Raw genomic sequence first — 21088 nt, 5'->3', positions numbered from 1 at the left:
TGACACCATGCTGCGGCGGAAAGCGCCGCCCTCAAGGGTGCCGACCGCGCCGGCTGCGCCTCAGTTCGCGGCCTCGTCGGCGGCGAAGACCACCTCCTCGACCGAGACCAGGATCACCGTCTCGCGGCCGCGCCGCAGCGTCAGGCGGTCGGGGGCGCGGCGTTCCTCGTACTCGGCGCGGCGCCCGGGCAGCACCGCGCGGTCACGCCCGGCGCCGCCATGCAGGTGGTCGGAGCCGCCATTGCCGATCAGCACGTCGGCGCCCGGGCCGCCGATCAGCACGTCTTCCTCCGCGGTGCCGGACAGCTCCGCCCCGCCGGTCCCGGCGCGCCGCAGCACGCCGTTGGCGAAGGCGGCGGGATCGCGGCTCTCCCAGTCCACCGGCGCGGTGGCGTTGTGCGCCATCAGCACGTCCCAACGCGGATTGGCATCGTCGAGATGCCGCAGCGCCCCCCAGGCGCCCCACTTGCTGGGCGCCGCCACATCGACGAAGGCGTTGAAGAGCCGTCCCCCGAGGCTCAGCCACTCCGCCATCAGGTCGCGGTAGAGCCCGGCCATTTCCGGGCTGTAGGCGAAGGCGGCGAGGAAATCGGTGATCCGCGCCTCCTCGAGCGCAGCGCCGCGGGCCACCGCGTGGCTGCCGCCCTCGTACATCACCGCGCTCAGCCCGGCCTCGCGCGCGGCGGCGACGTGGTAGGGCAGCAGCTCCTCGGTGAGGCGGCGCATCGACCCCGCCGCGATCGCCTCCGCCGCGGCGCCGAAGGCCGGGGCGAAGCGCCGGGCGCGGACATGTTCGCGCAGGGCCACGCGGCGCAGGCCCTGGGCCTCGCCCTCGGCGCGCGCCGCCTCCTCGGCGCGGTCGAGCCAGCCGGCCAGTCGGGCAGCATTGTCCTCGTCGGCGAGGTCATGGCCGAAATAGCCCGCCACGGCGTAGGCGTCGAAGCTCTCGCGCGGCATCCGGCCGAGGTCGAGATAGGCCAGCGGCGCGGTCAGCATCGCCTCCTCCAGCTCCGGCCAGCCGGTATGCACCGCGATCACCCGCACCAGCCGGCGCGGCGCCTCGGTGCCGAAGACCTCGGACCAGATGTCCATGATCTCGGCCGCGCGCAGGCCGTAGAACTGCGCGAAGCCGTCCCCGGCCGTGCCCCAGCGCGTCTCGGCCTGGGCCTGCGCCCAGGCGTGCTGCGGGAAGATGCCGTTCCAGACCTCGTTGGAATATTCCACATAGGCCTTGAGCCGCGGGTCGAGCCCGTCGCGCACCGCCTCGGCGAAGCGGCGCACGTAAGCGTCGTCGGCGCGGTGCGGCAGGGTGAACCAGGGATCGGCGCCGATGCGGTTGGCCAGCGCGATCATCACCGGCAGCGGCACGCCCCAGGCCGACCAGGTGTAGTCGCCGAGCCGCGGCCGGTCGGCCCAGCTCTCGACCGGGGAGCCGTTGGTCAGCATCCAGTCCATGAAGCGCACGACCCGCAGATCCTCGATCCGCGCCAGCCATTCGGGGTTGAACAGCGCCCCGGCCTCGTGCAGCGGCAGATGCGCCTCGCGGACGATCGAGATCGCCCGCACCGGATCCGCGGCGTCGGTCTCGTGCAGCACGATGCCCACCGGGCCGTCGCCGGGCTCGTAGAAGAAGCGGATCTCGCCCGGCTGGTAATGCACCCGGCGGGCCCGCCCGGACAGCTCGATGCGGCCCTGCCCCTGGTGGCGCAGGACGTAATGGCCGCGCAGGTGCTGCGCCGCCTCGGGCTGGTCGGTGAGCACGAAGGTCTCCAGCCGGTCGACGCCCTCGGGGATGCGCAGCGGCCAGCCCTCGGCGTCGAGATCGCCCGCGGCGCGCAGCTCCGCCGCGCTCACCCCGCCCCATTGTCCGGGCAGGTGGCCGATCCATTCCCGCGCCGTCTTCATGACGTCGAGGAACGGGTGCTGGGTCGACCAGTCGGCGATGCCGTTGAGCCCCATGGCGAGGGCCGGCGCGCCGTCCGGGCGGGCGCCGCGCGGCGGCAACTCGACTGTCTCCCGGGCCGGCAAGGGCGCCGTGTCGGCCCCGGCCTGCGCCCCGGTCTCCGCGTCCGGCGCGGTCCCGGCGGACCGGACCGTCGCCGCCGCGGCCTCGGGTGCCGCCGCGGCCAGCTCGGCCAGCCCCTCCTGCATCGTCAGACGCAGCGTCGGGTAGGCCCTGCGCAGCGCCTCGGGCAGGCTCTCGGGCGGCGCGTAACCCTCGGGCGGGGCGGCGTCGAAGAGCGCCGCATAGAGCGCCATGGCGGCGAGGAAGTAGGTCGCCTCGGTGCCGTGCGGCGCGTCGTCGAGGTAGAAATCCTCCGCGGCCAGCGCGTCGAGCGGCGCCGCGCCCATCGCCCGCGACAGCAGCGGCGCCACCGGCGCCAGCGCGATCCGGGCCTCCGGCCGGGCCGCGCGGAGCGCCGCGACGTAGTCCCGGAACCAGGCGTGATAGGCGCCCTGGGCAAAGGCGTGGTAGCGCGCCAGCCCGCGCTCCGCGGGCGGGAAGCGGCGCAGGAAGGGCGCCATGTCGGGCCAGCCCTCGTAGATCAGGATGCGTGCCCCGGGGGCGGCCTCGAGGCTCCGGTCGATCACCGCCAGCGTGGCCTCGAGCGGGCTCGTGGCATCGCCACGATAGGCGGCGTCGGCGGGCTGGTCCTGGATGAAGTTGGCGGGCGCGATGATCACCGTGTCGGGGGCCCCGGCGCCCTCGGGGCGGAACTCGGCGATGCCCGGCCCCGACCATTGCGGCGCCGGCGGCTTGGCGGCGAAGTCGCGCAGGAAGCCCCATTGCCCGGCCAACGCCAGGCTCCGGCCGCCGGCCTCGGCCATCTCGGCCAGCCAGTAGGGCACGTTGGTCGCCGCCGCCTCGGGGTGGTGGACCAGGGAATTGCCGTAGACATAGACCCGTTCGGCCGTCGCCGGCGCCGCGAGGACGGGCAGGGCGGCGAGGGCCAGCGCGGCAAGGCGGCGGGCGAGGCGCATGGGCGGGGTCCTGTCATCAGCGATTCGGGTCGCGGGCGCGGCCCGCGCGGGATCACCCGCGACGGGATAGGCGGCGGATCGCTCCGGCTGCAACGGCTTTACCCCGGCGCCGCGCGCCGCGCCGCGGCGCCTCTGGCCCCGGTCGGGCCGGGTTGCTAGGAGTCGCCACACAGGCCGGGGGGAGAGACCAGATGGCAGATCATTGCGAAACCGTCGAGCGGCTGCGCGCGCTTCTGGGCGACCGGCTGTCCACCGGCGAGTCGATCCGCGCCGCGCATGGCCGGGACGAGGCCTATTCGCGCCCGGCCCTGCCCGACGCGGTGGCCTTTCCCGAGACCACCGAGGAGGTCAGCCGCATCGTCGCGCTCTGCGCCGAGGCCGGCTGCCCGGTGGTGCCCTTCGGCGTCGGCACCTCGCTCGAGGGCCACGTGATCCCGGTCGCGGGCGGCATCAGCATCGACACGTCCCGGATGAACAGGGTGCTGGAGATCCACGCGGAGGATCTCGACGCCGTGGTGCAGCCCGGGGTCACCCGCACCAGGCTCAACGAGGCGCTGCGCGCCACCGGGCTGATGTTCACCGTCGATCCCGGCGCCGACGCCACGCTGGGCGGCATGGCGGCGACCCGCGCCTCGGGCACCAACGCGGTGCGCTACGGCACCATGCGCGAGACCGTGCTGGCGCTCGAGGTGGTGCTGGCCGACGGCACGGTGATCGAGACCGGCACCCGGGCGCGCAAATCCTCCGCCGGCTACGACCTGACGCATCTCTTCGTGGGCTCGGAGGGCACGCTCGGCATCATCACCCGGCTCACCGTGCGGCTGCACGGCGTGCCGGAGCGGATCTCGGCCGCCACCGCGGCCTTCCCCTCGGTGGCGGCGGCGGTCGACACGGTGATCCTCGCCATCCAGTCCGGCCTGCCGCTGGCCCGGATCGAGCTGCTGGACGAGGTCCAGATGAAGGGCATGGCGCTCTACAACCCGGATATGGGCCTGCCCGAGGCGCCGCACCTGTTCCTCGAATTCCACGGCACCGAGGCCGGCGTCGCCGAGCAGGTCGAGAGCTTCCGCGCCATCGCCGAGGAGCACGGCGCCGAGAACTTCGCCTGGGCCAGCCGCACCGAGGAGCGCAACCGGCTCTGGAAGGCGCGCCACGACGCCTATTACGCCGGCAAGGCGCTGAAGCCCGGCGGCAACGCCGTGCTCACCGATGTCTGCGTGCCGATCTCCGCGCTCGCCGATTGCATCGCCCGCACCAAGGAGGAGATCGCCGCCTCGAACCTCGTGGCGCCGCTGGTCGGCCATGTCGGCGACGGCAATTTCCACCTGCTGATCCTGATCGACCCAGAGGCCCCCGGGGAACTGGCCCGCGCCCAGGAGCTCGCCCACAAGGTCAACCGGCTGGCGCTGAGCTTCGGCGGCACCGTCACCGGGGAGCACGGCATCGGTTCCGGCAAGATGAAGTACATGGCGGAGGAGCACGGCCCGGCCTGGGCGGTGATGGGCCGGATCAAGCGCGCCCTCGACCCCGCCAACATCCTCAACCCCGGCAAGATGGTGCGCCCGGACTGACCGCGGCGGGTGCCATCCGCCCGCGCCTCCGCCGCCGCGCCGGGCGGCCGCGGGGCGGGGCCGCCCCGTCCTCCGACCGCCGGCGCCGCGCCGTCCCTGCGGGCGCGCGGCGGCACGGCCCGGCGGCGCCGTCCGGGCGGATCGCCCCGGCCGGGCCGGCGCCCGGCGGGGCGGCGTCCGGGGTGTGACCGCTGGCCGCCCCCGGCTGGACAGCCGGGCGGGGCCCGGGCATAGCTGCAGCGCGCAGAAGCCGCCGGAGCCGCCATGTCCGCCTTCACCACCCCGGAATTGCTGTCGATCCTCGTCGGCGTGATCATCGCGGCCTGCTGTGCCGGGGTGCTGGCCGGGCTGCTCGGCGTCGGCGGCGGCATCGTCATCGTGCCGGTGCTGTTCTGGGTCCTCACCCTGACGCAGTTCCCCGAGGCGGTGGCCATGCACATGGCGGTGGCGACCTCGCTGGCGACCATCGTCTTCACCTCGATCTCGTCGGCGCGGGCGCATGACAGCCGCGGCGCGGTCGACCGGGCGCTGCTGAAACGCTGGGCGCCGGGGATGATCCTCGGGGCGCTGCTGGGCGGGCTGGTGGCGCGCTTCATCGACGCCGACGGGCTGAAGACGGTGTTCGGCCTGATCGCGCTGGTGGTGGCGGTGAACATGGCCAGCACCCGCACGCTGGTGCTGCGCGACCGGCTGCCCGAGCGGCGCGCGGTGAGCCACGCGATGTCCTCGGGCATCGGTTTGCTCTCGGCCTGGATGGGAATCGGCGGCGGCACCCTGTCGGTGCCGATCCTGTCGGCCTTCTCGGTGGAGATCCGCCGCGCCGTCGGCACCGCCGCGGCCTTCGGCTTCCTGATCGCGGTGCCGGCGACGCTGGGCTTCGCGATCTCCGGGCTCGGCGTGCCGGGGCGGCCGCCCTTCTCGCTGGGCTACGTCAACCTCGCCGCCGCGGCGCTGATCCTGCCCTTCACCACGCTCTTCGCGCCGCTCGGCGCCCGCATCGCCCACGGCGTCGACCGCAAGTGGATCAAGCGGGTCTTCGCCGTCTTCCTGGCCATCACCGCGCTGCGGATGCTGGCCTCCGTCCTCACCTGACCCTGTCCCGGAGCCGTTCCGAATGACCCGTTTCGCCCTGGCCCTGCTGGCCGTCCTGGCGCCGCTCGCCGCCCCTGCCCACGAGTACCGCGCCGGCGCGGTGACGATCGGCCATCCCTACATCCATGCCGCGCCCGCCGCCGCGCGCAGCGCCGCGGGCTACATGACGCTGGAAAACCAAGGCGATGCCCCGGCGGTGCTGGTGGCGGTCGAGGCCGAGCTGCCGCGCAGCATGATCCACGACAGCGTCGAGAGCGACGGCGTGGTCTCCATGCAGCATGTCGAGGATCTGACCGTCGCCCCGGGCGAGACCGTCACCTTCGCGCCGGGCGGGCTGCACGTCATGTTCATGGGGATCGAGGAGCCGCTGGCGATCGGCGACCGCCTGCCCGCGACGCTGGTCTTCGCCGACGGCGCCCGCGCCGAGGTCGAGTTCGTGGTCGAAGAGCGCCCCGAGGCCGAAGACGCCGCCCACGACGCGCATTCCGGCCACTGAGCGCCGCCCCGGGGACTGGCGGCCCCGCATCCGCTGGTCTATCGGGGGCGCGGGGCCGGCAGGACGGGAGCCGATCATGGACCATTTCCTCTATCGCGACGGCATCCTCCACGCCGAGGACGTGCCGCTGACCGAGATCGCCGCCGCCGTCGGCAGCCCGGTCTACGTCTATTCCACCGCCACGCTGGAGCGGCATTTCCGGCTCTTCGACGAGGCGCTGGACGGCCTGCCGCACCTGGTCTGCTTCGCCATGAAGGCGGCCTCGAACCAGGCCATCCTGAAGACCCTGGCGCGGCTCGGCGCCGGCATGGACGTGGTCTCGGGCGGCGAATATGCCCGCGCCATTGCTGCCGGCGTGCCGGGCGAGCGCATCGTGTTCTCCGGCGTCGGCAAGACCGAGGCGGAGATCCGCGCCGCCCTCGACGGCGGCGTGCGCCAATTCAACGTCGAGAGCGAGCCCGAGCTGCAGGCGATCAGCCGGGCCGCGGCCGAGCGCGGCATCGCGGCGCCGGTGGCGCTGCGGGTCAATCCCGACGTCGATGCCCGCACCCATGCCAAGATCGCCACCGGAAAGTCCGAGAACAAGTTCGGCATCCCGATCGCGCGCGCCCGCGAGGTCTATGCCGCGGCCGCCCGCCTGCCCGGCATCGAGGTGGTGGGCGTCGATGTCCATATCGGCTCCCAGCTGACCGAGCTGGAACCCTTCGAGGCGGCCTTCACCAAGGTCGCCGACCTGACCCGGGCGCTGCGCGCCGACGGCCACGACATCCGCCGGCTCGATCTCGGCGGCGGGCTGGGCATTCCCTACCAGAACACCAACGCGGCGCCGCCCCTGCCCTTCGATTACGGCGCCCTGATCCGCCGCACCGTCGGCGATCTCGGCTGCGAGATCGAGATCGAGCCGGGCCGCCTGATCGCCGGCAATGCCGGCATCCTGCTGGCCCGGGTGATCTACGTGAAGGAGGGCGAGGGCCGCCGCTTCCTGATCCTCGACGCGGCGATGAACGACCTGCTCCGGCCGGCCATGTACGATGCCTGGCACGACATCGTGCCGGTGCGCGAGGCGGCGCCCGGCGCGCCGCGGCACGATTACGACGTGGTCGGCCCGGTCTGCGAGACCGGCGACACCTTCGCCCGCGCCCGCGCCCTGCCGGAGCTCGCCGCCGGCGATCTGGTGGCGTTCCGCTCGGCCGGCGCCTACGGCGCGGTGATGGCCAGCGAGTACAACACCCGCCCGCTGGTGCCGGAAGTGCTGGTGAAGGGCGATCACCATGCCGTCATTCGCGCGCGGCCAAGCTTTGACGAGATCATTTCCCGCGATACCATCCCCGAATGGCTGTGAGGCGCGCGCCCTCCGGCCGGTGATCCCCGACCGGGAGAGGTGATGCGAGATCCCGACCACAGCCCCGCCGAGATCCTGAAGGCGGTGCGCCGCCCGCTCGCCCTGACCCGGGCCGGGATGGTGGCGGAGCGGCTGGTGCGCGGCTTCTGGCCGCTCTGGTCGCTGCTCTTCGCGGTGCTCGCCGCCCTGATGCTGGGCCTGCACGAGGCCCTCACCCCCGAGGCGGTCTGGACCGTCGCGGCGCTCGCCCTGGTGGCCGCCGGCTGGGCGCTGGTGCGCGGCATAAGGCGATTCGCCTGGCCGTCGCGCCAGGGCGCGCTGGAGCGGCTCGACGCGACGCTGCCCGGGCGGCCCATCGCCGCCACCCTCGACCGCCAGGCGATCGGCGACACCGACGGCGCCTCGGCGGCGTTGTGGCGCGTCCACCAGGCCCGGATGCGGGCGCGCCTGGCCGGTGCGCAGCGGGTGAAGCCCGATCTCCGCGTCGCGGCGGCCGACCCCTACGCGCTGCGCTACGTGGCGCTGCTGGCGCTGATCGTGGCGCTGCTCTTCGGCTCGGTGATGCGCGTGGGCTCGGTCACCGGCATGGCGCCGGGCGGCGGCCCGGCCTCCGGGCCGAGCTGGGAGGGCTGGGTCGAGCCGCCGGCCCATACGCGGCTGCCGACGCTCTATCTCAACGACATCGCCGAGGCCGAGCTGGCAGTGCCCGAGGGCGCCCGGGTAACCCTGCGGCTCTATGGCGAACCCGGCGCGCTGGAGATCCGCGAAACCGTCTCGGGCGCGCCGCTCCCGGCGCCCGAGGGACCCGAGACGGCGACCGCGCGCGACTTCATCGTGGCGCAGTCCGGCCGCATCGCGGTCGAGGGGCCCGGCGGCCAGGCCTGGGAGGTCGCGGTGCTGCCCGACGCCGCGCCCGAGGTCGCCCGCGCCGGCGAGATCGAGGCGACCTGGGACGGCGAGGCCTCGATCCCCTTCGCCGCCTCCGACGATCACGGCATAGCCGCCGGCCATGCCCGGATCGAGCTGGCGCTCGACCAGGTCGACCGGCGCTACGGCCTCGCCGCCGCGCCCGAACCGCGCGACGGCTTCGAGGTGGCGCTGCCGATGCCGGTGACCGGCGACCGGGCGGATTTCGAGGAGACGCTGATCGGCGACTTCTCCCAGCACCCCTGGGCCAACCTGCCGGTGCGCCTCACCTTCGAGGTGGTCGACGATGCCGGCCAGAGCGGGCAGAGCGCAGCCGAGGTCGTGACCCTGCCGGGCCGGCGCTTCTTCGATCCGATGGCGGCGGCGCTGGTGGAACAGCGCCGGGCGCTGCTCTGGTCGCGCGAGAACGGCCGCGACGTGGCGCGCATCCTGCGCGCCGTCAGCCACCTGCCCGATGACGTCTTCCGCGAGGCCAAGCATTACCTGCGGCTGCGCACCCTGCTGCGCCGGCTCGAGACGGCGGTGGCGGCCGGGCTCGACGCGGAGGCCCGGGACGCCGCCGCCGAGGCGCTCTGGGATCTCGCGGTGCTGATCGAGGACGGCGATCTCGAGGATGCGCGCGAACGCCTGGCGCGGGCCCAGGAGCGGCTGAACGAGGCGATGAAGAACGGCGCCTCGCAGCAGGAGATCGCCGAGCTGATGCAGGAGCTGCGCCGCGCCACCGACGATTACATGCGCCAGCTCGCCCGCGAGGCCCAGCGCGAGGCCGAACAGAACCCCGACAGCGCCGAGAACCAGAATCCCGGCGAGAACATGATGCAGATGTCGCAGACCGACCTGCAGGAGATGATGGACCGCATCCAGGAGCTGATGGAGCAGGGCCGCATGGCCGAGGCCCAGCAGGCGCTGGAGGAGCTGCAGCGCATGATGGAGAACATGCGCGTCACCCAGGGCCAGGGCCAGCCCTCGCCCGGCGAGCAGGCGATGGAGGGCCTGGCCGAGACCCTGCGCGACCAGCAGGAGCTGTCCGACGAGGCGTTCCGCGACCTGCAGGAGCAGTTCAATCCCGGCCAGGGCCAGCAGGGCGAGCAGGGCCAGCAGGGCCAGCAGGGTCAGCAAGGGCAGCAGGGCCAGGGCCAGGGGCAGGCCCAGGGTCAGGGCGGCGGCCAGTCCGGCAGCGGCGAGCCGCAGACGCTCGAGGAGGGTCTGGCCGACCGCCAGCGCGCGCTGCGCGACGAACTCAACCGCCAGCGCCAGAACCTGCCCGGCGCCGGAACCGAGCCGGGCGAGACCGCGCGGCGCTCGCTCGACCGCGCCGAGGGCGCCATGGAGGGCGCCGAGGAGGCGCTGCGCGAGGACGATTTCGCCCGCGCCATCGACCGCCAGTCCGAGGCCATGGAGGCGCTGCGCGAAGGCCTGCGCAATCTCGGCGAGGCGATGGCCCAGGAACAGGGCCAGCAGCCCGGCCAGCCTGGCCTGGAGGGCCAGGCCGAGGGCCAGCAGCCGGGCCAGCAGCGCGACCCGCTGGGCCGCGAATCCGGCGCCAACGGCCAGATCGGCAGCAACGAGGAGCTGCTGCAGGGCGAGGATGTCTACCGCCGCGCCCGCGAGCTCCTCGACGAGATCCGGCGGCGCTCCGGCGAGGGCGCCCGCCCGACCGAGGAACTCGACTATCTCGAACGCCTGCTGGAGCGGTTCTGACCCTCGGGCATCGCTTGCAAATCCTCCGGGGCCATGTCTCCATGAACCGCACAAAGGGCGGACCGGGCGCAGTTCCGGCCGCCGGGCGGAGCGGTCCGCGGCGCGGAGGAGCGCCCGGTCCGGGCCGCCGGTCAGGGGAGGACACAGAATGACCACGACACGAAGAACCATTCTCGGCGGCGCCGCGGCGCTGGCGCTCGGGCTCGGCGCCGGCAGCGCCGCGCTGGCGCAGGAGGTGACGCTGCGCATGCACCAGTTCCTGCCGCTGCAGGCCAACGTGCCGCAGCACGTCCTCGAGGTCTGGAAGAAGAATGTCGAGGAGCAGTCGGAGGGCCGCATCGCCATCGAGCATTACCCCTCGATGCAGCTCGGCGGCACCCCGCCGCAGCTCATCGACCAGGTGATCGACGGCGTGGCCGACATCGTCTGGACGGTGGCGGGCTACACGCCGGGCCGCTTCCCGCGCGCCGAGGTCTTCGAGCTGCCCTTCACCGTCAGCGATGCCGAACCGGCGAGCCGCGCCTACTGGACGCTGGCCGAAGAGACGATGATGGACGAGGATTTCAAGGATTTCAAAGTCCTCGGCGTCTGGGTCCACGGCCCCGGCGTGATCCACGCCAACCGGCCGATCGAGCAGGTCTCCGACCTCAATGGTCTGAAGCTGCGCGCCCCGACCCGCACCACCAACACGATGTTCGAGCGGCTCGGCGCGACCCCGGTCGGCATGCCGGTCCCGGCGATCCCGGAATCCCTGTCCAAGGGCGTGGTCGACGGCGCGGTGATCCCGTGGGAGGTCGTGGGCGCGCTGAAGGTGCAGGAGCTGGTCGACAACCACACCGAGTTCGGCCCCGAGATGCTCTACACCACGTCGTTCATCTTCGCGATGAACAAGGACAAGTACGAGTCCCTGCCCGACGACCTGAAGAAGGTGATCGACGACAATTCCGGTCTCGAATTCTCCGCCTTCGCCGGCAAGACCCAGCAGGCCTCGGACGCGCCCGAGCGCGAGAAGGCGGTCGCTGCGGGCAACAACATCATCACCCTGACCGACGAACAGATCGCGCCGTGGAAGGAGGCCGCCGCCCCGACCATCGACGCCTGGATCGAGGAGATGGAGGGCCGCGGCATCGAGGGCCAGGCGCTCTACGACCGCGCCGTCGAGCTCATGGACAGCGCGACGCAGTGATCCTGGCCCGGGACGCCGCGCAGGCCGCGGCGTCCCGGCGCACCGGAAAGGGGGCGGGATGCTGGCAGTGATCGACCGTCTGGCCCGGGGCATGGCCGTCCTCGGCGGCGCGGTTCTCACCGCTCTGGTGGTGCTGACCTGCGCCAGCGTGCTGGGCCGGGCGCTCAACACGATCGGCCATTCCGGCTTCCTGACCGACCTCGCCTCGGGCCTCGCGGACGGGCTGATCGCGCTCGGCGTGGGGCCGATCAACGGCGATTTCGAGCTTGTCGAGGCCGGCGTGGCCTTCGCCATCTTCGCCTTCCTGCCGATCTGCCAGCTCTACGGCGCGCATGCCACGGTGGACGTCTTCACCTCGTTCCTGTCGCGCCAGGCCAACCGCGTCATCCTGGCCTTCTGGGAGGTGGTGCTGACGGCGCTGATCGTGCTCATCACCTGGCGGCTGACCATCGGCATGTTCGACAAGATGCGCTACGGCGAGACCACTTTCATCCTGCAATTCCCGATCTGGTGGGCCTATGCGGCGAGCCTCGTGGCGGCGGCGGTGGCGGTGCTGGTGGCGCTCTATGCGAGCTGGGCGCGAATCTACGAGGCGGCGACCGGCATCCAGATCCTGCCGCATTCCACGGAGGCGGACCATTGAGCAATCTCGAGCTCGGCTACCTCTCCTTCCCGGTCCTGCTGCTGATGATCTTCCTGCGCGCCCCGATCGGCGCGGCGATGCTGATCTGCGGCATCGGCGGGCTGTGGCTGGCCATGGGCCAGCCCAACATGTTCCTGTCGAAGCTCAAATCCGAGACCTATTCGACCTTCTCGAGCTACTCGCTGACGATCATCCCGATGTTCCTCCTGATGGGCCAGTTCGCGACCCTGTCGGGGATGTCGCAATCGCTCTTCAAGGCCGCGGAAAGCTGGCTCGGCCACCGCCGCGGCGGCGTCGCCATGGCCGCGGTCGGGGCCTGCGCGGGCTTCGGCGCGATCTGCGGCTCGTCGCTCGCCACCGCCGCCACGATGAGCCGCGTGGCGCTGCCGGAACTTCGCCGCTACGGCTATTCGGGGGGCTTCTCGACCGCCACCCTCGCCGCCGGCGGCACGCTCGGCATCCTGATCCCGCCCTCGGTGATCCTGGTGATCTACGCCATCCTGACCGAGCAGAACATCGCCAAGCTGTTCCTCGCCGCCTTCGTGCCCGGCATCCTCGCCGCGCTCGGCTACATCCTGGCGATCTCGATCTATGTCCGCGTCCACCCGACGGCGGCCGGCACCCGCGAGGCGGTGCCGATGGCCGAGCGCTGGCGCGCGCTGGCCGATGTCTGGCCGGTGCTGACGGTGTTCCTTCTGGTGGTCGGCGGCATCTATCTGGGATGGTTCACCCCGACCGAGGGGGCCGCGGTCGGCGCCGCCGGCACCGGCCTCGCGGCGCTGGCCTCGGGCAACCTGACCTGGGCGGTGTTCCGCCAGAGCATCATCGCCACCGCCACGGCGACCGCGATGATCTTCTTCATCGTGCTCGGGGCGGGGTTCTACAATTCCTTCCTGGCGCTCAGCCAGGTGCCGCAGGAATTGTCCAACTGGGTCGTCGGGCAGGGCTACTCGCCCTGGACCGTGCTGGTGATGATCCTCGGCTTCTACCTGCTCTTCGGCTGCCTGATGGACAGCCTGTCGATGATCCTGCTGACCATCCCGATCTTCTTCCCGGTGATCTCGGTGCTGGATTTCGGCATGTCGCTCGAACACATGGCGATCTGGTTCGGCATCCTCGTGCTGATCGTCGTCGAGGTCGGGCTGATCACCCCGCCGGTGGGCATGAACCTGTTCATCATCAACGCCATGGACCGGGCCACGCCGATGGGCGAGACCTACCGCGCGGTGATGTGGTTCGTCACCACCGACATCGTCCGGGTGGCGATCCTGGTGCTGTTTCCCTCGATCACCCTGTTTCTGATCGCCTGACGGGCACGGTCCGGCATTTTTCCGCTGCGGGGCTTGCAAAAGAAGGTATGCTGCATAACGTCATTTGAATATGACGACGCGGAAGCGCAAAGGCAGTAATATATGAAGATCGACGGAACGCCCGCGCTGGTCGCGGGCGGCGGAAGCGGTCTCGGCGCAGCCACCGCCCGGCACCTCGCCGGACGCGGTGCGCGTGTGGCCGTCCTGGACCGGGACGCGGACGCCGCCAGGGCGGTGGCCGCTTCCTGCGGCGGTCTCGCCGTCACGGCCGACGTCACCGAGGCGGCCGCGGTCGAGGCGGCCTTTGCCGCGGCCGCTGAGGCGCTTGGCGGCGCGCCGCGCATCGTCGTCACCTGCGCCGGCATTGCCCCGGCGGCCCGGGTCGTCGGACGCGAGGGCAAGCTCGCCCTCGACGTGTTCGAGCGCGTCGTGCGGGTGAACCTGATCGGCACCTATACCGTGATGAGCCACGCCGCCCGCGGCATGGCGGCGTGCGACCCGCTAGAGGGCGGCGAGCGCGGCGTCATCGTCAACACCGCCTCGGTGGCCTGGCAGGACGGCCAGGTCGGTCAGACCGCCTATGCCGCCTCGAAGGGCGGCATCGCCGCCCTCACCCTGCCGGCGGCGCGCGACCTGGCGAAATCCGGCATCCGCGTCATGGCCATCGCGCCGGGGCTCTTCCACACCCCGATGATGGAGGCGCTGCCGCCCGAGACCACCGAGGCGATCACCGCCAACATCCCGTTTCCCGACCGTCTCGGCGCGCCCGAGGAATACGCTGCCCTGGCGGCGCATATCGTCGAAAATTCCTATCTCAACGGCACCACGCTGCGCCTCGACGGCGCCGTGCGGCTGCCGCCCCGCTGACACGCCACGCCCCCGCCCGCGTGCGGACGGGGGTTCAACCGATCTTTGCCGAACGGGTACGCCATGGGACAACTGGACAAGAAACCGTCGCCGGCCGAGGCCGAGCCGGTCGAGACCGTGGAGGCGTCCGACCGGGTGCTGCACCGCTTCATGGCCTACCACCTGCGCCGGGTCACCAACCTGGTGCAGGCCGATCTCGCCCGCACCCTGCGCGATTACGACCTGCGCATGGTGACCATGTCGACGCTGGCGGTGATCGTCGAGCATCCCGGCCTGCGGCAATCGCAGCTCGCCGACATCCTGGCCATCGAACGGCCGAACCTGGTGGCGGTGCTGGACGAGCTGGAAAGCCGCAAGCTGGTGGTGCGCTCGCGCGTGCCCACCGACCGCCGCGCCCATGCGCTGACCGCCACCCCGGCGGGCGCGCGGCTGGCGCGCGAGGCCATCGCCGCCACCGAGGCGCAGGAACAGCGGCTGTTCGCGGCGCTCGACGAGCAGACCCGCGCCACGGTGATCGCGGCGATGACCCAGGTCCGCCAGCAGGGCGCCGGCTGACCGACGCGCGCCGCCGCCGCGGCGGCGTCAGAGCCCCTGCGCGGTGCTCGAGACCTGCCGGGTGAAGCCCAGCGCCGAGCCGAACAGCGACAGGATCGATTCCGCCCGCGTCACCGGCGATTCGGTGGCCAGAACGGTGTCGTCGGGATGGATGTTGAACTGCCGCGCGGCAAACAGCCCGTCGGCCGAGGTCAGGTCGAAGGCAAAGACCACGTCCTGCCGGTTCGGACCGCTGAAATCGGCGCGCAGGGCGGTCGGCTGGTACTGCCGCAGCACCAGCACGCCCTGCGGGTCGGCGCGGGTCTCCTGCAGGCCGCCGATCAGCGCCAGCGCCTCCAGCGCGGTGACCCGCGGCTTCGGGAAGGTCACGAGGTCCTCGCGCCCCGAGGCGCCGATGGCGGTGAAGGTGCGGTCGTCCTCTTCGACCACCACGATGTCGCGCGGCCGGAGCGGGGTGTTGCCGGCGCCGGAGCGGAACAGGTCGGCGGCGAAGATCTCGTAGGTCGCGCCGCCGCGCAGCAGCTTCACCACCGGGTTCTCGTAGGCGGTCAGCACGCCGCCACCGGCCGAGAGCAGGCTCATGATCGGGTAGTCGCGGCTGGGCATCGGGTAGGTGCCGGGCCGCGCCACCCCGCCGGCCAGGTCGACGGAATTGTTCTGTCCCGGCACCACCGAGAGCAGCACCTGGGCCGAGGGGGCGATCGGTTCCAGCCGCCGCTGGATCACCGAGCGCGCCGCCGCGGGCGTCATCCCGGCGACCCGCACGCGGTCGACATAGGGCACGAAGATCATGCCGCCGGCATCAACCTCGAGCCCCTTCATCGAGGACGACCGCTGCGCCTGGTCGGCGATCAGCGAGTTTTCCTGGCTGTCGTAGATGGTCAGGTCGATGACGTCGCCGGCGGCGATCACCTTGCTGTCGGGGACCGCGCCGGCGCCGATCCAGGAGAACGACCGGAAGCCGCCGGTGGCCGGCCAATGCGCGATCGCCTTCATGGTGTTGCGGGTCACCGGCACGACCTGGAAATCCGGCTCCTCGGCGCGCGCCGCGCCGACGATCTCGGATTCGAGCGCCGCGCCGCGCGGCACGGAGCAGGCGGCGAGCAACAGCGCGAGAGCGGCAAGGATCGCGGCGGAACGGTGTGGCACCTGCAAGTCCCCCTGGATTTGCATAGACGTCTTGCGGTTGTTGTAGACCGCCCTCCCGGTGATAAACAGGGCCGCGCCCGATTTCAGCAGCGAATGGATCCCAGATGCCGCAAACCGCCGGAACCGGCACGATCCTGCTGCTCGGTGCCGGCGGCCGGGTCGGCCGGCTGCTGCGCGCCGCCTGGCCGGGACCCGCGGCGCCGGTCTGGGTCTCGCGCACCGCGCCCGGGGCGCTGCGCTGGCAGCCCGGCGATCCGGTCTCGGCGCTGCCGCGGGTGCGGACCGTCGCCGCGCTCTGGGGCGCGGTGCCGGTGCCCGGCGCCGATCTCGCCGACAATGCGCGCCTGGCGCGGGCGGCGATGGCGCTCGGCGCCGAACTCGGGGCGCGGCTGGTGATCCACTGCTCGAGCGCCGCGGTGTACCGCCCCGGCCCCGCCGCGCTGCGGGAGACCGATGCCGCCGACCCGCCCTCGGCCTACGGCGCGGCGAAGCTCGACATGGAGCGGGCGATCGCGGAGGAGCGGGCGCGCCGCCCCGCCGGCCCGCGCGCGGTGGCGCTCAGGATCGGCAATGTCGCCGGGGCCGAGAGCCTGGCCGCGACGCTCTACGAAGGCGGCCCCGTCACCCTTGACCGCTTCGCCTCGGGCGCGGGGCCGGTGCGCAGCTACATCGCGCCGGCCGATCTCGCCCGCGTGCTGCTGGCGCTCGACGCCGCCGAGCCGGAGCGCGTCCCCGCCCTGCTCAACGTCGCCGCGCCGCGGCCCACCGCCATGGCCGCGCTCGCGGCGGCGGCGGGGCGCGAGATCCGCTGGCGCCCGGCGCCGCCCGGGGCCGCGGAGCGCGTCCAGCTCGACACCGCGCGGCTCGCCGCCCTCTGCCCCCTGCCCGCCGATGCGGCGGCGCCGGAGCATCTGCTGGCGGGCTGGTGCCCGGCCCCGGGCGGCACGCCGTGACCCCCGGCAAGCGGCTCTTCGACATCGCCGCGGCGCTGGGTCTGGGCGCGGTGCTGGCGCTGCCGATCCTCGCCATCGCGCTCTGGATCCGGTTGCGCGACGGCGCCCCGGTGCTCTACCGCGCCGAGCGCATGAAGACCCCGGATCAGGGCTTCCTGCTGTGGAAGTTCCGCACCATGACGCTGGCCGACCGCGATGCCGGGGTCTCGGGCGGCGACAAGGCGGCGCGGATCACCGCCACCGGCCGGGTGCTGCGGCGCTACCGGCTCGACGAGATGCCGCAGCTCGTCAACATCCTGCGCGGCGATATCAGCTTCGTCGGCCCGCGGCCGCCGCTGCGCCGCTACGTGGAGATGTTCCCCGACCTCTATGCAAGGGTGCTGCGGGCGCGGCCCGGGCTGACCGGGCTCGCCACGCTGGTCTATCACCGCGCCGAGGAACGCATGCTGGCGCGCTGCGCCACCGCCGAGGAAACCGAGGCGGTCTATGTCCGCCGCTGCGTGCCGCGCAAGGCCCGGCTCGACCTGATCTATGCCCGAAAGCGCACCCTCTGCTTCGATCTGCGGCTGATGCTGGCGACGGTGCTGCGGCGCATCCCGCCGCATTGAGCCGGGCGCGCGCTGCGGCGTCAGTCGGCGCCGTCGGTCTTGCGGCGATACACGCCCTCGGGCAATTCCAGCGCCGCGGCGAAATCGTGCATCTGGCTGATCGACAGGGTGATCTTCATCATCGAATCGATGCGCGCATCGTATTGCTCGATGGTGATGCATTCCTCGAAGCCGGTGATCACCACGTCTTCCTGGAGCGGTGCCTCGCCCTCGTCGACGAGGGTCACCACGGTGCAGTCAAATTCGTGCTCGATGCTGAACATGGCGCCGAGCCTAACCGCCGCCGCGGGGCTTGCCCAGCCCCCGCCGCGCCGGCCGCGCGAGGCCATGGGCAGGTCGGCGCCGGCGCCGCGAAAAGGGTTGGCGCGCCGGCGATTCCGCGCTTATCCCTGTCGGGCACCGCAACCACCGGGAGACATCATGCGCCGCCTCTTGCCGCTCCTCTTCGTCGCCCTCGCCGCCTGCGAGCCGGTGACGGTCCAGCGGGTCGATCCCGCCACGCCCGACGTGCCGACGACGCGGCCCGGCGGCCCCCTGATCACCGAAGGCGGGGAGCTCAAGACCCGCGCCGACCGGGCCGCGCGCACCTTTGTCCAGGTCGTGCGGACCGTCGAGCCGGTGGCCGAGCAGGAATGCCGGCGGGTGACCTCGAACGCCAATTGCAACTTCATCATCGTGGTGGACGACCGCCCCAACCAGCTGCCCAACGCCTACCAGACCGTGGACGCCGCCGGCCGCCCGGTCCTGGCCTTCAACCTGGCCCTGATCGCCTCGGTGGAGAATTCCGACGAACTGGCCTTCGTGATGGGCCACGAGGCGGCGCATCACATCCTCGGCCATCTCGACCGCACCCGACAGAACGCCGCTGCCGGCGCGGTGATCTTCTCGGGGCTGGCCGCGATGACAGGGGCCGGGGCCGACGCGGTCCGCTCGGCCGAGCGGTTCGGCGCCACGGTGGGCGCGCGCTCCTACTCCAAGAACTTCGAGCTCGAGGCCGACCAGCTGGGCACGGTGATCACCAAGCGGGCGGGCTACGACCCGGTGAACGGCGCGGAGTTCTTCACCCGCATTCCCGATCCCGGCAACCGCTTCCTCGGCACCCACCCGCCGAACGCCCAGCGCATGGACATCGTGCGCCGCACCGCCGCGCAAAGCTGACGCGGCTCGGGCCGGCGGCGCCTCAGCGGCGCCGGCCCGCCAGCAGGGCGACCACCGCGAAGGCGAGCACGCCCACCGCCGAGTAGAGCGGCAGCAGCCAGAGCCAGGACAGGTCGAGCCAGACCACCAGCGCCGGCGCCGCCACCAGCGCCACCGGCACCGCGAGAAAGGCCGCGCCGAAGCCGCCGCCGGGCCCGGCCTCGCCCTCTGCCGCGCGGTCGCGGCCGCGCCGGCGACGGGAGAGTTTTCCGGCGAGGACGGAGAGGCTGGTCATGGTCGCACGAAATCCCGCGTCTGAATGGACAAGACGCGGGATATCAGGGAAAGCGGTCGGATATGAAGGGGAGAATCCGGCACTGTCATCACAATTTTGACGACAGTCGGCCGGTCCCCCTGCGCGGCGATCAGTAGCCGGTGCGGTTCACCACCACGCCGGCGGTGCGGCAGATGATCTTCAGATCGGCCAGCAGGCCCACCGTGTCATGGTATTCCCGGTCGAGCCGCACCCGCTCGTCGTAGCTCACCTCGTTGCGGCCCGAGACCTGTCAGAGCCCGGTGATCCCGGGGCGCATCTCGAGATAGGCCCATTGGCTGGCGCCGTAGCGCTCGAGCTCCGGCGCGGTGACCGGGCGCGGGCCGGCAAAGCTCATGTCGCCCTTCAGGACGTTGAAGATCTGCGGCAGCTCGTCGAGCGAGGTGCGGCGCAGGAAGGCGCCGAGGCGGGTGATGCGGGGATCGTTGCGCAGCTTGCGGTCGCTGGCCCATTCGGCCCGGGCCTGCGGGCAGCGCTCCAGCAGCTCCTCGAGACGCGCCTGGGCGTCGGGCACCATGGTGCGGATCTGCCAGCAGCGGAACGTGGCGCCGTGGCGGCCGACGCGGCTGTGGCCGAAGAAGCCCGGACCGCCCTCGAGCCGCACCGCGGCCCAGAGCATGGCGATCACCGGCAGCAGGATCGGCAGCAGGAAGATGGCGAGAACGATGTCGAAGCTCCGCTTCACGAAGCTGCGGTAGACATCGCGAAGGATAAAGCTCTGGGCGGGAGCCTCCGCGCCAAGTTCCGGGCGACGATTCACAAATGTGTCGGTCATAATCACGTCCTATAGGCAAGCCGGCCAGCGTCGCGGAAATCGCGTCAAGCCATAAATTGAGCCGCTATCGAGCGGGCACCGACAAGGCCGGCCCCCGATCATTCCCCTGCGGTGCAATAAATTCCTGCACCCCCGAACCGCCGACGGATGCCCCGTGGCGTTCCCATTATTCAAATTTCTGCGCGGGTTCCGGGACCGACCTTCCACCGGCCCGATGCCCTGCCGCGTCGCCCGTGCTGCGACGCAACATTCGGTTTAAGGCAGAATCCCGGCATCGGTCAAAAGTAATTCACGCGCCGGCCCGGAATTCGCCACATTCCTGCCCGTTTTCTGGGCGTTGTCGCGGAACGGGCTGCGCATTCCGGGGCCATTCAAGATACGATTCAATCACAGATAGAATTGTTCGTGTATCAATCAGTTGCCGGCTGCGGCCGAGTCGCCTCCGGTGGCGGACGATTCGCCACCCGCCCGGGATGCGGTCCCGGTCAGGCGTCGCCGCGAAACGCGCAGCACAGAATCGCGATCAAAAGGCTGCTGGCGATCCCGGCTCCGGAATAGACCGGCAGGGCCCAGAAAATCGAAAGGTTCAAACCGATTACCGCCACCAGCGTCGCCAGCAGAGCGGGCGGAACCGACAATATGATCACCCCGATCGCCGAGAGGCGGCAGCGCGTCCGCGGCGGACCGCCGCCGTGCTGGCGACCGCCGGGATCGCCGCGTCGACCTGTGCCATGAATTCGCATGCCGTGCCTCCCGTCTGGAAGATTGCGCGATCAATTGCGGATTTGGCAACGATACCGTTTCGCGTGCGCGAATATTGTCCACTCTGGTGGTGCATTGATGCCAATACATGGGCAATCCCGGGTTTGCCCCCATGCGCCGCGGTGCGGCGACGGGGCGGCCACGCGGCGTTTGACAAAACCAACAACAACCGTCAGGAATTATTCCAGCCACCTTGCCAGACAGGGGAGCCGCCCGGTCCCGTTTCCCAGCGAGGAGATCCGCCATGCCCAAACCCGCCCTTCCCCGACCGTTCCCGCCGATGCGCGGCGGTTTCGTCACCGACCGCGAGGCCTATGCCGGCAGCGCGCTGTCCCTGCTCGCCGCCCTCTTCGCCGCCCGGCGGGCGGGATCGGAGCGGCCATGCTGACCCGCCGCATCGAGACCGCCTCGGCCCGGCAGGTCGACCGCCCCGAGCCCGCCGCCCCGGCCATCCCCTGCCATGACGCCGAGGCGCTGACCGGCGGCGGCAGCCTGGCCCGGATCGACCTGCACGGCCAGATCTACACCCTGCGCATCACCCGCGCCGGCAAGCTCATCCTGACCAAATGACGCGAACCGACCGCGCCGCCGGCGGCCGCTGACGCAAAACGTGATTGCGGCCGCCCGGTTCGGTTCTATTCCTTAGCAAAGTTCTTATGTATCACGGGCGGCGAAAGACCCGCGCCGCCGCGGGCCGA

The 21088-nt window shown here is 71.9% G+C and carries 20 protein-coding genes and 1 pseudogene; 15 read left to right on the top strand and 6 right to left on the bottom strand.

Annotated elements, in window-relative coordinates; translation table 11 throughout:
- Positions 1–60: 60 nt before the first annotated feature.
- The gene (locus tag ACXYMW_RS15055; RefSeq protein ID WP_459036147.1) at positions 61–2982 is read right to left on the bottom strand and encodes a calcium-binding protein; all 2922 of its coding nucleotides are present in this window, start codon (positions 2980–2982) and stop codon (positions 61–63) included.
- Between the two features lie 191 nt (positions 2983–3173).
- Here ACXYMW_RS15055 and ACXYMW_RS15050 point away from each other — a divergent pair, with 191 nt between their 5' ends.
- From ACXYMW_RS15050 to ACXYMW_RS15005, 10 genes are all read left to right on the top strand, one after another.
- Positions 3174–4553 carry an FAD-binding oxidoreductase gene (locus ACXYMW_RS15050; protein ID WP_459036146.1) on the top strand — a complete coding sequence of 460 codons (1380 nt, stop codon included), beginning with the start codon at positions 3174–3176 and terminating at the stop codon, positions 4551–4553.
- Positions 4554–4817: 264 nt separating this feature from the next.
- Positions 4818–5645, top strand: a complete 828-nt coding sequence (locus ACXYMW_RS15045) for a sulfite exporter TauE/SafE family protein (RefSeq protein ID WP_459036145.1) — start codon at positions 4818–4820, stop codon at positions 5643–5645.
- A gap of 22 nt (positions 5646–5667) precedes the next feature.
- Positions 5668–6141 carry a copper chaperone PCu(A)C gene (locus ACXYMW_RS15040; RefSeq protein ID WP_459036144.1) on the top strand — a complete coding sequence of 158 codons (474 nt, stop codon included), beginning with the start codon at positions 5668–5670 and terminating at the stop codon, positions 6139–6141.
- A gap of 76 nt (positions 6142–6217) precedes the next feature.
- Entirely contained in the window at positions 6218–7483 is a 1266-nt protein-coding gene (lysA, locus tag ACXYMW_RS15035) for a diaminopimelate decarboxylase (RefSeq protein WP_459036143.1), read from the top strand.
- Between the two features lie 42 nt (positions 7484–7525).
- The gene (locus tag ACXYMW_RS15030) at positions 7526–10111 is read left to right on the top strand and encodes a TIGR02302 family protein (RefSeq protein WP_459036142.1); all 2586 of its coding nucleotides are present in this window, start codon (positions 7526–7528) and stop codon (positions 10109–10111) included.
- Between the two features lie 148 nt (positions 10112–10259).
- Entirely contained in the window at positions 10260–11297 is a 1038-nt protein-coding gene (locus ACXYMW_RS15025; protein ID WP_459036141.1) for a TRAP transporter substrate-binding protein, read from the top strand.
- A 58-nt stretch (positions 11298–11355) separates the two neighbouring features.
- Positions 11356–11940 carry a TRAP transporter small permease gene (locus ACXYMW_RS15020; RefSeq protein ID WP_459036140.1) on the top strand — a complete coding sequence of 195 codons (585 nt, stop codon included), beginning with the start codon at positions 11356–11358 and terminating at the stop codon, positions 11938–11940.
- Positions 11937–13250, top strand: a complete 1314-nt coding sequence (locus tag ACXYMW_RS15015) for a TRAP transporter large permease (RefSeq protein ID WP_459036139.1) — start codon at positions 11937–11939, stop codon at positions 13248–13250. Before ACXYMW_RS15020 ends, ACXYMW_RS15015 begins: the two co-directional genes overlap by 4 nt.
- A 102-nt stretch (positions 13251–13352) precedes the next feature.
- Positions 13353–14117, top strand: coding sequence for an SDR family NAD(P)-dependent oxidoreductase (locus ACXYMW_RS15010; protein WP_459036138.1), 765 nt, complete (start codon positions 13353–13355; stop codon positions 14115–14117).
- Between the two features lie 63 nt (positions 14118–14180).
- Positions 14181–14672: a MarR family winged helix-turn-helix transcriptional regulator gene (locus ACXYMW_RS15005; RefSeq protein ID WP_459036137.1), complete on the top strand. Its 492-nt coding sequence runs from the start codon at positions 14181–14183 to the stop codon at positions 14670–14672.
- 27 nt (positions 14673–14699) lie between these two features.
- Here the strand turns inward: ACXYMW_RS15005 and ACXYMW_RS15000 are convergent, their stop codons facing one another.
- Complete coding sequence (locus ACXYMW_RS15000) at positions 14700–15821, bottom strand: polysaccharide biosynthesis/export family protein (protein WP_459036136.1); 1122 nt, start codon at positions 15819–15821, stop codon at positions 14700–14702.
- A 104-nt stretch (positions 15822–15925) separates the two neighbouring features.
- Between ACXYMW_RS15000 and ACXYMW_RS14995 the strand changes: the two genes are divergently transcribed.
- Both ACXYMW_RS14995 and ACXYMW_RS14990 read left to right on the top strand, forming a co-directional pair.
- Complete coding sequence (locus tag ACXYMW_RS14995; RefSeq protein ID WP_459036135.1) at positions 15926–16774, top strand: NAD-dependent epimerase/dehydratase family protein; 849 nt, start codon at positions 15926–15928, stop codon at positions 16772–16774.
- On the top strand, positions 16771–17382 hold the full coding sequence (locus ACXYMW_RS14990; protein ID WP_459036134.1) for a sugar transferase: 612 nt from the start codon (positions 16771–16773) through the stop codon (positions 17380–17382). Before ACXYMW_RS14995 ends, ACXYMW_RS14990 begins: the two co-directional genes overlap by 4 nt.
- Before the next feature lie 20 nt (positions 17383–17402).
- On the opposite strand, the gene ACXYMW_RS14985 is transcribed toward ACXYMW_RS14990, so the two are convergent.
- Positions 17403–17645, bottom strand: a complete 243-nt coding sequence (locus ACXYMW_RS14985) for a hypothetical protein (protein ID WP_459036133.1) — start codon at positions 17643–17645, stop codon at positions 17403–17405.
- Positions 17646–17802: 157 nt separating this feature from the next.
- Here ACXYMW_RS14985 and ACXYMW_RS14980 point away from each other — a divergent pair, with 157 nt between their 5' ends.
- Complete coding sequence (locus ACXYMW_RS14980; RefSeq protein ID WP_459036132.1) at positions 17803–18540, top strand: M48 family metalloprotease; 738 nt, start codon at positions 17803–17805, stop codon at positions 18538–18540.
- A gap of 22 nt (positions 18541–18562) precedes the next feature.
- On the opposite strand, the gene ACXYMW_RS14975 is transcribed toward ACXYMW_RS14980, so the two are convergent.
- The 3 genes and pseudogenes from ACXYMW_RS14975 to ACXYMW_RS14965 form a co-directional block, all read right to left on the bottom strand.
- Positions 18563–18814, bottom strand: a complete 252-nt coding sequence (locus ACXYMW_RS14975; protein WP_459036131.1) for a hypothetical protein — start codon at positions 18812–18814, stop codon at positions 18563–18565.
- Positions 18815–18944: 130 nt separating this feature from the next.
- A pseudogene (locus ACXYMW_RS14970) lies at positions 18945–19628 on the bottom strand (sugar transferase).
- Between the two features lie 485 nt (positions 19629–20113).
- Positions 20114–20371 (bottom strand): hypothetical protein, encoded by a 258-nt coding sequence (locus ACXYMW_RS14965; RefSeq protein WP_459036130.1) that lies wholly within the window; start codon positions 20369–20371, stop codon positions 20114–20116.
- A gap of 263 nt (positions 20372–20634) precedes the next feature.
- Here ACXYMW_RS14965 and ACXYMW_RS14960 point away from each other — a divergent pair, with 263 nt between their 5' ends.
- Positions 20635–20778, top strand: a complete 144-nt coding sequence (locus ACXYMW_RS14960) for a hypothetical protein (RefSeq protein ID WP_459036129.1) — start codon at positions 20635–20637, stop codon at positions 20776–20778.
- Positions 20772–20960, top strand: a complete 189-nt coding sequence (gene hemP, locus ACXYMW_RS14955; protein WP_459036128.1) for a hemin uptake protein HemP — start codon at positions 20772–20774, stop codon at positions 20958–20960. Before ACXYMW_RS14960 ends, hemP begins: the two co-directional genes overlap by 7 nt.
- Positions 20961–21088: the final 128 nt, after the last annotated feature.

Source organism: Roseivivax sp. CAU 1761 (assembly GCF_054482755.1).
The sequence above is the reverse complement of the archived record's forward strand: the minus strand, read 5'-3'. Positions and strand labels throughout refer to the sequence as shown.